This window comes from Streptomyces sp. NPDC004788, from assembly GCF_053601115.1.
In genome coordinates this window covers 1-12,481 of the sequence record NZ_JBSGBF010000150.1, presented here as the reverse complement: position 1 = coordinate 12,481, position 12,481 = coordinate 1, and the positions used below count along the sequence as shown (strand labels likewise).

The 12,481-nt window shown below is 72.6% G+C and carries 12 protein-coding genes and 1 pseudogene; 7 read left to right on the top strand and 6 right to left on the bottom strand.

Features of this window, described 5'->3' with window-relative positions; all coding sequences use genetic code 11:
• Nucleotides 1–209 precede the first annotated feature (209 nt).
• Together ACWEJX_RS35965 and ACWEJX_RS35960 are read left to right on the top strand one after the other, a co-directional pair.
• A complete protein-coding gene (locus ACWEJX_RS35965) occupies nt 210–656 on the top strand; it encodes a DUF2550 domain-containing protein (protein WP_403792036.1) in 447 nt (148 codons plus the stop codon).
• Nucleotides 646–1,371 carry a 4'-phosphopantetheinyl transferase family protein gene (locus tag ACWEJX_RS35960; RefSeq protein ID WP_451611621.1) on the top strand — a complete coding sequence of 242 codons (726 nt, stop codon included), beginning with the start codon at nt 646–648 and terminating at the stop codon, nt 1,369–1,371. The genes ACWEJX_RS35965 and ACWEJX_RS35960 overlap by 11 nt, the downstream gene beginning before the upstream one ends.
• Here ACWEJX_RS35960 and ACWEJX_RS35955 read toward each other — a convergent pair.
• The 3 genes from ACWEJX_RS35955 to ACWEJX_RS35945 form a co-directional block, all read right to left on the bottom strand.
• Nucleotides 1,368–3,227, bottom strand: a complete 1,860-nt coding sequence (locus ACWEJX_RS35955) for a glycosyl hydrolase family 18 protein (protein WP_451611620.1) — start codon at nt 3,225–3,227, stop codon at nt 1,368–1,370. The two genes, ACWEJX_RS35960 and ACWEJX_RS35955, sit on opposite strands and share 4 nt — an antisense overlap.
• Before the next feature lie 134 nt (nt 3,228–3,361).
• On the bottom strand, nt 3,362–4,003 hold the full coding sequence (locus ACWEJX_RS35950) for a response regulator (protein ID WP_451611619.1): 642 nt from the start codon (nt 4,001–4,003) through the stop codon (nt 3,362–3,364).
• The gene (locus tag ACWEJX_RS35945) at nt 4,000–5,196 is read right to left on the bottom strand and encodes a sensor histidine kinase (RefSeq protein WP_451611618.1); all 1,197 of its coding nucleotides are present in this window, start codon (nt 5,194–5,196) and stop codon (nt 4,000–4,002) included. The genes ACWEJX_RS35950 and ACWEJX_RS35945 overlap by 4 nt, the downstream gene beginning before the upstream one ends.
• A 160-nt stretch (nt 5,197–5,356) precedes the next feature.
• Between ACWEJX_RS35945 and ACWEJX_RS35940 the strand changes: the two genes are divergently transcribed.
• Nucleotides 5,357–5,980 (top strand): hypothetical protein, encoded by a 624-nt coding sequence (locus ACWEJX_RS35940; protein WP_451611617.1) that lies wholly within the window; start codon nt 5,357–5,359, stop codon nt 5,978–5,980.
• Here the strand turns inward: ACWEJX_RS35940 and ACWEJX_RS35935 are convergent.
• The 3 genes and pseudogenes from ACWEJX_RS35935 to ACWEJX_RS35925 all read right to left on the bottom strand — a co-directional run.
• Nucleotides 5,900–6,472 carry a cob(I)yrinic acid a,c-diamide adenosyltransferase gene (locus ACWEJX_RS35935; RefSeq protein WP_451611616.1) on the bottom strand — a complete coding sequence of 191 codons (573 nt, stop codon included), beginning with the start codon at nt 6,470–6,472 and terminating at the stop codon, nt 5,900–5,902. The two genes, ACWEJX_RS35940 and ACWEJX_RS35935, sit on opposite strands and share 81 nt — an antisense overlap.
• A 13-nt stretch (nt 6,473–6,485) precedes the next feature.
• Complete coding sequence (locus tag ACWEJX_RS35930; RefSeq protein ID WP_451611615.1) at nt 6,486–7,235, bottom strand: ABC transporter permease; 750 nt, start codon at nt 7,233–7,235, stop codon at nt 6,486–6,488.
• 11 nt (nt 7,236–7,246) lie between these two features.
• Nucleotides 7,247–7,939, bottom strand: a pseudogene (locus ACWEJX_RS35925) (ABC transporter ATP-binding protein); the annotation flags it as partial.
• Nucleotides 7,940–8,101: 162 nt separating this feature from the next.
• Here ACWEJX_RS35925 and ACWEJX_RS35920 point away from each other — a divergent pair.
• From ACWEJX_RS35920 to ACWEJX_RS35905, 4 genes are all read left to right on the top strand, one after another.
• Entirely contained in the window at nt 8,102–8,737 is a 636-nt protein-coding gene (locus tag ACWEJX_RS35920; protein ID WP_451611614.1) for a TetR/AcrR family transcriptional regulator, read from the top strand.
• Between the two features lie 175 nt (nt 8,738–8,912).
• Nucleotides 8,913–9,761: a 3-hydroxyacyl-CoA dehydrogenase family protein gene (locus ACWEJX_RS35915; RefSeq protein WP_451611613.1), complete on the top strand. Its 849-nt coding sequence runs from the start codon at nt 8,913–8,915 to the stop codon at nt 9,759–9,761.
• Nucleotides 9,762–9,957: 196 nt separating this feature from the next.
• The gene (locus ACWEJX_RS35910) at nt 9,958–10,281 is read left to right on the top strand and encodes an STAS domain-containing protein (protein WP_019889522.1); all 324 of its coding nucleotides are present in this window, start codon (nt 9,958–9,960) and stop codon (nt 10,279–10,281) included.
• A 205-nt stretch (nt 10,282–10,486) separates the two neighbouring features.
• Nucleotides 10,487–12,481, top strand: a 1,995-nt coding sequence (locus ACWEJX_RS35905; protein WP_451611612.1) for an ATP-binding protein, incomplete at its 3' end; no start/stop codon positions are given.

Below are 12,481 nucleotides of genomic sequence, written 5' to 3'. Positions count from 1 at the left end.
GCGGCGCCCGGCCCGGGGGGGGGGGGCGGCGTGGGCGGGGGGCGGGGGGTGGGGGCCGCCCCGCCCCCGGCCCCGCCCACCCACCCCCCGGCGCGGGCACGGTCCGGAACATCTCCGGACCGTGCCGCGGCTGAGGCGATGCAGATGCAGGTTGTGTTCGGTCCGGCCGGGTCCACCGGCCACGGGTAGCGGCGAGGAGGTCGGTGAGGATGTTCCTCGCGCTGCTTCTGTGCGGCCTGGTCGTCGCACTGCTGGTGATCGGGCTCTTCGTCTTCGGCTTGCGCCGCAGACTGATCCAGCGGGCCGGCGGCACCTTCGACTGTTCCCTCAGATGGAACGTCCCCGAGACGCCGGACCTCTCCGGCAAGGGCTGGGTGTACGGCGTCGCCCGCTACAGCGGTGACGAGATCGCCTGGTTCCGCGTCTTCTCGTACGCCCCCCGCCCGAAGCGGATCCTGGAGCGCTCGGCCATCGAGGTCCTGGAGCGCCGGATGCCCGAGGGCGAAGAGGAGCTGGCGCTCCTTTCCGACTCCGTGATCCAGGGCTGTCTGGTCCACGGGACCCGCCTGGAGCTGGCGATGAGCGAGGACGCGCTCACCGGCTTCCTGGCCTGGCTGGAGGCGGCGCCGCCCGGCCAGAGGGTCAATGTCGCCTGATTCCGAGATATCTGTACGGCCCGGTGAGTGCCATGTGTGGACCGCCCGGGCCGTTTCCGTTGCCCGTGAACTCTCCGTGCTGCTCGACGAGCGGGAACGCCGGGTGTACGAGTCGCTCACCGAGGAACGGGTGCGCGCGCAGTACGTGACCGCGCACGCGCTGCTGCGTACGGTGCTCGGCGAGGTGCTCGACCGGGATCCCGCCTCGCTCTCGTTCGACAGGGGGACGCACGGCAAGCCGTATCTCGCCGACGCCCCCGTGCAGTTCTCGCTGTCCCACTCGGGCGAGCTGGTCGCGGTCGCGCTGTCCCTCGGGGCGCCGGTGGGCGTGGACGTGGAGCGCGTGCCGGAGCCGTCCGCCGAGCTGCCGCTGCCGGTGCTCTCGCCGGCCGAGCGGGCCGCGTACGACCGGGTGCCGGAGCCTGAGCGGGCCGCCGCGTTCACCACGTACTGGGTGCGCAAGGAAGCGGTCCTGAAGGCGACGGGGGAGGGGCTGCGGGTGGATCCCGCGCGGCTGACGGTGGCCGCCCCCGACCGGCCGGCGGAACTGCTCGGCTGGCGGGGGCGGGCCGGGGACGGGGACGCGGAGTCGCGCCGGGACGGCGTACAGCCGCACCCGCCGGTGCGGCTGTACGACCTGGACGCGGTGGACGGCTACCGGGGGGCCGTGGCCCTGCTGGGCGGGCCCCACCGGATCGTCCCCCGCTCCTGCTAGTTCAGACCGGCACTGAGGGCGCCGACGAGTTCGCCGTTGGCGGTGTCACCGCTGAACTCCCAGAAGAACGCGCCGCCGAGGCCCTGGTTCCTGGCCCAGCTCATCTTGGAGGTGACGGTGGCGGGGGTGTCGTAGCTCCACCAGTTGCTGCCGCAGTGGGCGTAGGCGGTGCCGGCGACGGTGCCGGTGGCCGGGCAGGAGCTCTTGAGCACCTTGTAGTCCTCGATGCCCTGCTCGTACGTGCCGGCCGCCGGTCCGGTGGCGGTGCCGCCGGGCGCGTCCTGGGTGACGCCGGTCCAGCCGCGGCCGTAGAAGCCGATGCCGAGCAGCAGCTTGTTCGCCGGGACGCCCTTCGCCTTGTACTTGGCGATCGCCTCCGCCGAGTTGAAGCCCTGCTGCGGGATGCCGGGGTACGAGGTGAGCGGGGAGTGCGGGGCGGTCGGGCCCTGCGCGGCCCAGGCGCCGAAGAAGTCGTACGTCATCACGTTGAACCAGTTCATGTACGGTGCGGCGCCCGCGTAGTCGGTGGCGTCGATCTTGCCGCCGGTGGAGGCGTCGGCCGTGACGGCCGCGGTGACGATCGCGTTCTGACCGAACTTGGCGCGCACGGCCTGGACCAGGTTCTTGAACGCGGCCGGGCCGCTGGTGTCGCAGGACAGGCCGCAGGCGTTCGGGTACTCCCAGTCCAGGTCGATGCCGTCGAAGACGTCGGCCCAGCGCGGGTCCTCCACCAGGTCGTAGCAGGACTGGGCGAAGGCGGCCGGGTTCGCGGCGGCCTGGCCGAAGCCACCGGACCAGGTCCAGCCGCCGAAGGACCAGATGACCTTGATGTTCGGGTAGAGCTTCTTCAGCTTGCGCAGCTGGTTGAAGTTGCCGCGCAGCGGCTGGTCCCAGGTGTCGGCGACGCCGTCGACGGACTGGTCGGCGGTGTACGCCTTGTCGTAGTCGGCGTAGGAGTCGCCGATGGCGCACTTGCCGCCGGTGACGTTGCCGAAGGCGTAGTTGATGTGGGTGATCTTCGAGGCGGAGCCCGAGGTCACGATGTTCTTCACGTGGTAGTTGCGGCCGTAGACGCCCCAGTCGGTGAAGTAGCCCATCTTCACCGTGTTGCCGGTCGGGGGCGGGGTGCCGCCACCGCCGCCGGTGGTGTGGACGGCGACCGGGCCGGCGGCGGGGCCGGTCTGGTCGGCGGTGTCGCGGGCGACGACCGTGTAGCTGTAGTCGGTGCCGGCGGTCAGGCCGGTGTCGGTGTACGTGAGGCCGGTGGTCGTGGTGACCCTGGCGCCGTCGCGCAGCACGTCGTAGTTCTTGACGCCCTTGTCGTCGGTGGCGGCGGTCCAGGTCAGCTTCACCGAGGTGTCGGTGATGTTCGAGGCGACCGGGGTGCCGGGGGCGGAGGGCGCGGTGTCACCGGGCGGCGGGGTGGTGGAGCCGTCGCAGGGGCCGCCGTTGACCTTGCAGCCGGACGGGGAGCCGGGACCCGCGCCGTTGTAGCCGAAGGAGACGCTGGCGCCGGGGGCGAGGCTGCCGTTGTACGACTTGTTCTTGGCGGTCCAGTGGGTGCCGGAGCCGGTGACGTCGGCGTCCCAGGCGGAGGTGACGGAGGTGCCGGAGGGGTAGTCCCACTCGACCGTCCAGGAGGAGAGGGTGGTGGTGCCGGTGTTCTTCACCGTCCACTTGCCCTCGAACCCGGTGCCCCAGTCCTGGGTCTTGGTGTACGTGGCGGTGACGGAGGTGGCGGCTTCGGCGGGGGCAGCGAGGCCGACCAGCGCGGCCAGCGGCAGGACCAGGGCGGTGAGACCGGCGGCGGCCCGGCGTCTCAACCCTGCTCTGCGCGTCGGTGCTTGAGTGCTCAACGGTGCTCCTCAAGTAGCGGACGGTCAACGTGGGGGTGGTCCGTGAGTTGCGCGCGCCCCGTGAGCGTAGAAAGGTCTGTACCAAGCGTCAAGAGGTCCAGACCAACGTCGGAACCGGATCTCTCAGATTCTCGTCAGATCCCCAACTCCCTGGCGAGTACGGCCGCTTGGACCCGCGACCGGAGCTCCAGCTTGCCGAGCACCTTCGACACATGCGTCTTCACGGTCGCCTCCGCCATCTCCAGGCGCACGGCGATCTCCGCGTTCGAAAGACCCGCGCCGAGCGCCGACAACACCTCCCGCTCCCGGGGCGTCAGCCCGTCCAGGACCGCCGAGTCCGGCGGGGCCGGCCGGCTCGGGGCCGCGAACTCGGCGATCAGGCGCCGGGTCACCGCCGGGGCGATCAGCCCCTCGCCGCGCGCCACCGTGCGCACCGCGTCCAGCAGGTCCTTCGCGTCCGTCTGCTTCAGCAGGAAGCCCGCGGCGCCGGCGCGCAGCGCCCCGAACACGTACTCGTCCAGATCGAAGGTGGTGAGCACCAGGACGTCCGCGAGGCGCTCGGCGACGATCTGCCGGGTCGCCGAGACCCCGTCCAGCTTCGGCATCTGCACGTCCATCAGGACCAGGTCCGGCCGCAGTGCGCGGGCCAGCTCCACCGCGTGCTCGCCGTCCGCCGCCTCGCCGACGACCTCGATGTCGGGCGCGCTGCCCAGGATGAGCACGAGCCCCGCCCGTACCGCGCTCTGGTCCTCGGCGACCACGATGCGGATCGTCATGCGTCAGGTGTCCTCTCCTCGGCGGGCAGCACCGCCCGCACCTGCCAGATCCTCGCCCCGCCCCCGTCGGCCGCGGGCCCCGCGTCGAACTCCCCGCCCAGCAGCGCCACCCGCTCCCGCATGCCGACCAGACCGGCCCCCGAGCCCGGCGCGCGCGGCCCGGGCCGCTCCCCGTACCGGCTGGTCACCCGCACGGTCAGCGCTTTGGCGTCGCGGGCCAGGAACACACCGACGGGGCCGGCCCCGGCGTGCTTGAGGGCGTTCGTCAGCGACTCCTGCACGATCCGGTACGCGGCCAGCTCGACCGGCGCCGGCAAGGGCTCCTCGTCCTGCGCGCGGGAGTCGTCGAGCGTGAACGTCAGGCCGCTCGACGCGCCGTTCGCCTGCGCCTGCGCGACCAGCGCGGCGAGGCCCGAGAGCCGGGGCGCGGCGGCCGGCCCGGCGTCCGTGTCGCTGTCCCGCAGCAGCCCGATGAGCCGGCGCATCTCGGCGAGGCCCGCGACGCTGTTCTCCCGGATCACGGTCAGCGCCTGCCGGGTCGTGCCCGGCTCGTCGATCGACAGCGCGGCCGTGGAGTGGATCGCGATCGCCGACAGGTGGTTGGCCACCATGTCGTGCAGCTCGCGGGCCATTCGGGCGCGCTCGGCGGTCACCGCCTGGGCCCGGTCCATCTCGGCGAGCAGCGCCGTCTGCTCGGCCCGCAGCCGGGCGGCGTCCGCGGCCTGCCGGTGGTTGCGCACGATGGCGCCGGTGAGCGCGGGCAGGAAGCTGATCATGCCCGAGAGGACGCCGACGAGCAGCGCGACCGCGTTCTGCCACCAGATCAGCAGCACGACGGTGATGGCGACGGTGACCAGACCCGTGGTGTACGGGATGCGGCGGGCGGAGGCGGGCGTGCCGTACACGACCGCCGCGTAGACCACGTCCGTGAACATCAGCACGGTCGCGAGGTTGCCGTTGGTGAGCTGGTCCGCGGCGATGGCGGCGGTGCCGACGATCAGCGCGGTCTGCGGGGCCGTGCGGCGCAGCGCCTCCATGGCCGCCATCACCGTCAGCGGGATCAGCGTGGCCCAGCGCTCGGACAGGACGTGCTGCCCGGTCACGTACAGACCGAAGGCCCACAGGACCAGCCCGCCGGCCAGGCCGATGAAGGCGATCAGCAGGTCGTCGCGATGGGGTCGGGGGAGGTGCACGTCCTCATCCAACACGCCGCCCCGGGTTCGTACCTCCTCGTCCGGGCCGAGCGTGCCCGGCCCTGCCTCCGTCGAAGGATGTAGGGGCGGTTCCTCACCGCCGACGACGAAAGTGCCCCGGACGGCGACGAGCCTGGAGGCGTACCGAAAGGGGAGAGCCGTGATCGTCACGCTCATCGTGATCTGCGAGGTCGGCTTCTGGGCGCTGCTCGCCGCCGGCCTCGCCACCCGCTATCTGCTGAGGATGCCGCGCACCGGCCTCGCCCTGCTGCTGTGCGAGCCGCTCCTGGAGGTCGTGCTGCTGGTCGCCACCGCGGTCGACCTGAAGAACGGCGCCGACCCCAGCTGGAAGCACGGGCTGGCCGCCGTCTACATCGGCTACACCGTCGGCCACGGCCACCGCACCGTGAAGTGGCTCGACGGCCATGCCGCGCACCGCCTGGGCGGCGGCCCGCCGCCGCCGAAGCCGCCCCGCTACGGGAGGGCCCGCGCCCGGCACGAGGGCGAGGTGTGGCTGGGCACCCTGGTCGGAGCCGTGGTGGCGACGGTGCTGCTGCTGATCGCGACCTGGTACGTGGGCGACGCCGGCCGCACCGAGTCGCTCAAGAGCTGGATCCTCGCCGCCTGGCGCGCGGTCGGCATCCACGGCCTGATCGCGCTGTCGTACGCGATCTGGCCGAAGAAGGACCCTGCCGCGAAGGCGTCAGCGGTCGCCGCCCGGGACCCAGAGGACGTCCCCGACGGCCTTGTTCGCGACCCTCGCCAGGATGAAGAGCAGGTCTGACAGCCGGTTGAGGTACGTGGCGGTCAGCGGGTTCATCGTCTCGCCGTGCACCTCCATCGCGGCCCACGTGGAGCGCTCCGCCCGGCGGACCACCGTGCACGCCTGGTGCAGCAGCGCCGCGCCGGGCGTGCCGCCGGGCAGGATGAAGGAGCGGAGCTTGTCGAGCTGCTCCAGGAAGCGGTCGCAGTCCGTCTCCAGCTTGTCGATGTACGACTGCTCGACGCGCAGCGGCGGGTACTCGGGGTCCGCCACCACGGGGGTCGACAGGTCCGCGCCCACGTCGAACAGGTCGTTCTGGACGCGGACGAGGACCTTGACGACCTCCTCGTCGAGCTGCCCGAGGGCCACGGCCGTGCCGATGACGGCGTTGGCCTCGTTGGCGTCGGCGTAGGCCGAGATCCGCAGATCGGTCTTGGCGGTCCGGCTCATGTCGCCGAGGGCGGTGGTGCCCTTGTCGCCGGTGCGGGTGTAGATACGCGTCAGATTGACCATGAGGCCAGCGTAGTTACGCCCCGGCCTTCCGGAACGTGCGTGTGCCCACCGTCACGGCGAGTGCCGTGAGTCCGGTCGCGGCGAGGACCCCGTAGAGCATCGTGGCGGTCGCGTAGTGCCCCACGTACGCGTCGCGCACCGCGTCGACCAGATAGCGGAACGGCATGAAGTGCGAGAGCACGTCGAGCCAGCCGGGGGCGAGGGCCATCGGAAGCATCAGGCCGGACAGCAGCATCGAGGGCATCGCCAGGGTGTTGACCGCCGGGCCGAACGCCTGCGGGCTCGGCAGCTTCAGCGCGAGCACGTACGAGAGCGAGGCGAGCGAGAAGGTGAGCAGGGCGACGAAGTCGAAGCCGATGAGGATGCCGGCGAGCGGCGCCCGCAGGCCCATGAGCAGGGCGGTGAGCACCAGCAGCACGCTTTGGAAGAGGAACAGCGCGGCGTCCCGCAGGGTGCGGCCGAGCAGCAGCGCGAGGCGGCTGACCGGCGTGACGCGCATCCGTTCGAGGACGCCCCAGTTCTTCTCCATGATGACGGCGAAGCCCGCGAACGAGGCCCCGAAGAGGCCGAGCTGGAGCAGCAGGCCGGGGACGAGGACCTGCCACGAGTCGCCGGTGCGGCCGAGCGGGAGCCCGGTGAGCAGCGGGCCGAAGAAGAACAGGTAGAGCAGCGGCATCAGCGCGCCGAAGAAGATCTGGAACGGCGAACGCAGGGTCTGCCGGGCGTAGCGGCCGAAGAGGACCGCGGTGTCGTGGAGAAGCATCGGGTGGGCTCCTAGACGGCGACGGGCGTGGTGTCGACGGGCGCGGCGGCGCGCCCGGTGACGGCGAGGAAGGCGTCCTGCAGGGTGTCGGCCCCGTGTGCGGCCTTGAGCGCGGCCGGGGCGCCCTCGGCGGCGACGACGCCCCGGTCGATGATCACCAGGCGTTCGGCGAGGGCGTCGGCCTCGTCGAGGTAGTGGGTGGTGAGGACGACGGTGGTGCCCTGCTCGTCGCGCAGCCGCCGCACCAGGTCCCACAGGGCGGCGCGGCTGCCCGGGTCGAGGCCGGTGGTGGGCTCGTCGAGGAAGAGCAGCGCGGGGCGGTGGGTGAGGCCGAGCGCGAGGTCGAGCCGGCGCCGCTGGCCGCCGGAGAGCGCGGTGGTGGAGCGGTCGAGCAGCTCGGTGAGGTCGAGGTCGTGGGCGAGTTCGGCCGCGCGCTCGGCGGCCTCGGCGCGCGTGAGCCCGTACAGCCGGCCCTGGAGGACGAGTTCGGAGCGGACGGTCTCCTGCGGGTCGGTGCCGCCGGACTGGGCGACGTAGCCGATCTCGCGGCGGACGGCGACCGGGTCGCGCAGCAGGTCGTGGCCGGCGACGGTGGCGGCGCCGCCGGTGGGCGGGAGCAGGGTGCTGAGCATCCGCAGGGTGGTGCTCTTGCCGGCGCCGTTGGGACCGAGGAAGCCGAGGATCTCGCCGGGGCGGACGGTGAGGTCGATGCCGCGGACGGCCGTCACCTCGCCCTGTTTCGTGCGGAAGGTCCGGGAGAGCCCGGACGTGCTGATGATGGGCATGGCGACCACAAAAACAGAGTCTCTTAAATTTTGCAACGTCCCCAAAATTTCAGGGCGCCTAGGAATGCCTAGGATGGCTCCATGGCTGAAGGGCTGAGGGAACGCAAGAAGCGCCAGACGAAACAGCGGATCTCGGACATCGCGACCGGGCTCTTCCTGGAGCGCGGCTTCCAGGCCGTCACGGTGGCGGAGATCGCGGAGGCCGCGGACGTCTCCGTCAACACCGTCTACAACTACTTCCCGGCCAAGGAGGACCTCTTCCTCGACCGGATGGAGGGCGTCACCCATCGCCTCGCCCGGATGATCCGCGGCCGCGACCCCGGCGAGTCCGCCGCCCGGGCGGTGCTCCGGGAGATCCGCGGCCATGTCACCGCGGTCTCGCCCGCGTACGGACTCATGACCGGCTTCGCCGACTTCATGCGGGTCATCGACGGCGCCCCCACCCTCCAGGCCCGGCTCATGGCCCTCCAGCAGGAGGTCCGCCGGACCACCGTCGCCGCCCTGCGCGAGGAGGCCGGCACCGGACCCGACGACACGATGCCGCTGCTCGTCGGCGGCCAGATCGCCTGGATCCAGGGCGCCGTCGTCGAGTTCATCAGCGCCGAGATGACCGCCGGCCGCGACCCGGGCGAGGTGTCCCGCGAGGCCCTCGGCCTCCTCGATGACATCGAGGACCTGCTCAGCGAGGCGGTGCTGGACTACGCGGTACGGCCGTAGCCGCCCCCGCGGACCTGTCGCGGGTGTGACGTCCGTCAAAGCGGGCGTGACGTGCCTTACTAAGCGGTCACATGGTGCCCCCGGGCCGCTAATCTCCGCCGAAGAGCCAGAGGTGAACAGTCGTTAAGCGCGAGATGCGTCGCATGCGCGCCATGGGTGATTTGGGGTGGAACACGTGGCAGGGAAGCTCGCCGTCATCGGGGCCGGACTCATGGGGTCCGGCATCGCGCAGGTCTCGGCCCAGGCCGGCTGGGACGTCGTCCTGCGCGACGTCACCGACGCCGCGCTGACCCGGGGCACCGACGCCATCCGCACCTCGTACGAGAAGTTCGTCGCCAAGGGCAAGCTGGCCGCCGCCGACGCGGACGCAGCCCTCGGCCGGATCACCGCCACCACCGACCTCGACGCGGTCGCCGACGCCGACATCGTCGTCGAGGCCGTCTTCGAGAAGCTGGAGGTCAAGCACGAGATCTTCCGCTCCCTCGACAAGATCGCCAAGGACGGCGCGGTCCTCGCCTCCAACACCTCCGCCATCCCGATCACCAAGATCGCCGCGGTGACCGGGCGCCCCGAGTCCGTCGTCGGCGTCCACTTCTTCTCGCCGGTCCCGATGATGCAGCTCGTGGAGCTCGTCCGCGGTTACAAGACCAGCGACGAAACCCTGGCCACCGCACGGGAGTTCGCCGAGTCCGTGGGCAAGACCTGCATCGTCGTCAACCGTGACGTGGCCGGCTTCGTCACCACCCGCCTCATCTCGGCGCTCGTCGTCGAGGCCGCCAAGCTCTACGAGTCGGGCGTGGCCACCGCCGAGGACATCGACGTCGCCTGCAAGCTCGGCTTCGGGCACGCGATGGGCCCGCTCGCCACCGCCGACCTGACCGGCGTCGACATCCTCGTCAACGCCACCAACAACATCTACACCGAGTCCCAGGACGAGAAGTTCGCGCCGCCGGAGCTGATGCGCCGGATGGTGGACGCGGGTGACATCGGCCGCAAGAGCGGGCAGGGCTTCTACACGTACTGACGCCGCCTCAGCACGTAGGCCGGGGCGGTGAACCGATTCCGCACAGGGGTCCGATCGCCCCGGCACCATCGCCCCCAGGGGTGAATTTCGATATCGGTTCGCTTACAAGGCGCAACGCTTCTGCCGATGCGGAAGTCAAGCGTTGCGAAGACGGGCACACGACCGGGCAACGACGGAGCACTCTCGGGGAGCGCATATGCACATCAGGGGCGACCACGCCGAACTGGTCGTCGGGGGCCGCCTCGACGTCCGAAGCGCGGCGGACGCCCGAACGGTCCTGCACTCGGCGGTCGACGACGGAGTCGGCGACCTCGTGCTCGACCTGACCGGCCTCGACTCCTGGGACGCCACCGGACTCGGCGTCATCATGGGCGCCCACCGCCGGGCCGGCCGCTGCGGCCGCCGACTGGTGCTGCGCGGAGTGCCGCCGCAGATGCAGCGCCTCCTCGTCGCCACCCGGTTGCACCGCATCCTCGCCATCGAGGGCGGCCTCGCGGCGGAGTCACTGCCGCGCGTGTGACGTCGACATATGACACAGTTGGCGCGCGTGTGACCCCCGGGGCGGCGAACGGCGTGTGAAGCACCTGTGAGAACCAGGCGTCACACCCAATCCTCACAAGACCGTGACGTCTTGGTCTCCACCCCACCCCACCTGTTCCCGCAGCTCGGACAACCGTCTAGGGTCGGCTCGCCTGCACATCGCCCGCCGCTTGGGAGCTTGGACCATGGACCCGATCAACCGGGGACCGGAGGACTACGGTCACGACACCGAGGGCGAGGACGCCCGCCCCGGCCTCGCCGCCCCCGCGCCCGCGGCCGGCGCCCCCAGCCGGGTACGCACCGCGCGCCTCGTCTCCGGCGGCCTGCTGCTCAACCTCAACCCGCTCGACGGCAGCGAGATCGAGGTCTGCCCGCCCGCCGAGCAGCCCGCGGCCCCCCGCCGCCGCACCGCCAAGGAGCGCGCCGAGGTCGCCCGCGCCGCCACCCCGCCCGTACCGCCCGGCCCCGCGGCCCCCGTCCTCCCGCTGCTCGAACGGCAGGAACAGCGCGAACAACTCGTCCAGCACCTCACCCGCGGCCGCTCCGCCCGGCTCACCGGCCCCGCCGGCTCCGGCCGCACGGTCCTGCTCGACGCCGTCGCCGCCGACTGCGCCGGCATCGCACCCGACGGCGTCGTCCGGCTCTCCGGCCACCACCGCACGCCCACCGAGCTGCTCTACGAGCTCTTCCAGGCCGTCCAGTACGCCCCCGGCTTCCGGCCCGACCGCGAGGAACTCCTCCTGGAGGTCCGCTCCATCGGCGCCATCGTCGTCGTCGACGACCTCGAGTTCGGCGGCGCGGCCCTCGACCAGCTCCTCGACGCCACCCCCGACTGCGCCTTCCTGTTCGCCGCCACCCCCGACACCCCGGCCCCCTCGCCCGAGGCCGGCCTCGAAGAGCTCGCGCTGTCCGGCCTCGCCCGCGCCGCCGCCGTCGAACTCCTGGCGGCCGCCACCGGCCGCGAGCTCGACGAGGACGAGACCAACTGGGCCGGCGACCTCTGGTTCGAGTCCGAGGGCCTGCCGCTCCGCTTCGTCCAGGCCGGCGCCCTGCTGCGGCAGCGCGACCGGCTGCGCGTCGGACCCGCCGAGTTCGACGCCTTCGGTGCCCTGGAGGAGGCGTTCGGCCCGTCCGGGCTCGCCGCGCCCGCCCGTGCCGTCGACGACCCGGACGTCGAACTGCGTGACATCGCGCTGCCGAGCCTCGCCGAGGGCGCCGCCCCCGCCACCCTGCTCGCCTCCCGGCTCAGCCGCGCCGCCCAGGACACCCTGCGCTTCGCCGTCGCCCTCGGCGGCGAGGTCCCGCACCAGGCCCATCTGCCCGCCCTCGTCGGCGACACCCACGCCGACGCCGCCGTCGGCGAACTCATGTCCGTCGGCCTCCTCTCCCCGGTCGGCACCCGCTACCGGCTCGCCGCCGGTGTCCTCACCCAGCTGCTCGCCGAGGAGTACGAGCCCGACCCCGCGGCCCGCGCCCACACCGCCGCCGAGCACTACGCCTGGTGGGCCGGACACCCCTCCGTCACCGCCGACCGCGTCGTCGCCGAGGCCGACTCGCTGCTCGCCGCACTGGCCGCGTCCGTCTCCGGCGCCGACGCCGAGCACCACACCAGCGCCGTCAAGCTCGCCCGTGGCGCCGCGCCCGCCTTCGCCGCCGGACTGCACTGGGGCGCCTGGGAGCGGGCCCTGCGCGGCGGCCAGGAGGCCGCCCGGCTGGCCGGCGCCGTCGCCGAAGAGGCCTACTTCCACCACGAGTTGGGCGTCCTCGCGCTCTGTCGCGGCAATCTCCAGCGGGCCCGCGCCGAACTGGAGGCGTCCATCGCCCTGCGCGGCGCCCTCGCCGACAAGCGCGGCACGGTCGCGGGCCGCCGCGCCCTCGCGCTCGTCGCCGACCTGACGGGCGAGAGCAGCACGCCCCTGGAGCTCACCCCACCGGCGCCCCCCGCAGCGCCCGCACCGGCCCTCGGTTCCGCCTTCGGGCCCGCGCCGGGCTCCACGCCCGGGTCGGCGTCGGGCTCGGGTTCCGGTCCCGCGTCCACGCTCGGGTCGGCGTCGGGCTCGGGTTCCGGTTCCGGTTCCGGGGCGGCGTCCGCCTTCGGATCCGCGCCTGGATCCTCGTCCGCGCCCGGGTCGGCGTCCGCACCCGCGGCCGGTTCCGGGGCCGCGTCAGCCTTCGGGGCC

What these genes read in the sequence shown, in the direction of transcription:
- ACWEJX_RS35965 (WP_403792036.1), top strand. Translation starts at nt 210, where the DNA reads ATGTTCCTCGCGCTGCTTCTGTGCGGCCTGGTCGTCGCACTGCTGGTG.
- ACWEJX_RS35960 (WP_451611621.1), top strand. Translation starts at nt 646, where the DNA reads ATGTCGCCTGATTCCGAGATATCTGTACGGCCCGGTGAGTGCCATGTG.
- ACWEJX_RS35950 (WP_451611619.1), bottom strand. Translation starts at nt 4,003, where the DNA reads ATGACGATCCGCATCGTGGTCGCCGAGGACCAGAGCGCGGTACGGGCG.
- ACWEJX_RS35935 (WP_451611616.1), bottom strand. Translation starts at nt 6,472, where the DNA reads ATGGTCAATCTGACGCGTATCTACACCCGCACCGGCGACAAGGGCACC.
- ACWEJX_RS35930 (WP_451611615.1), bottom strand. Translation starts at nt 7,235, where the DNA reads ATGCTTCTCCACGACACCGCGGTCCTCTTCGGCCGCTACGCCCGGCAG.
- ACWEJX_RS35920 (WP_451611614.1), top strand. Translation starts at nt 8,102, where the DNA reads ATGGCTGAAGGGCTGAGGGAACGCAAGAAGCGCCAGACGAAACAGCGG.
- ACWEJX_RS35910 (WP_019889522.1), top strand. Translation starts at nt 9,958, where the DNA reads ATGCACATCAGGGGCGACCACGCCGAACTGGTCGTCGGGGGCCGCCTC.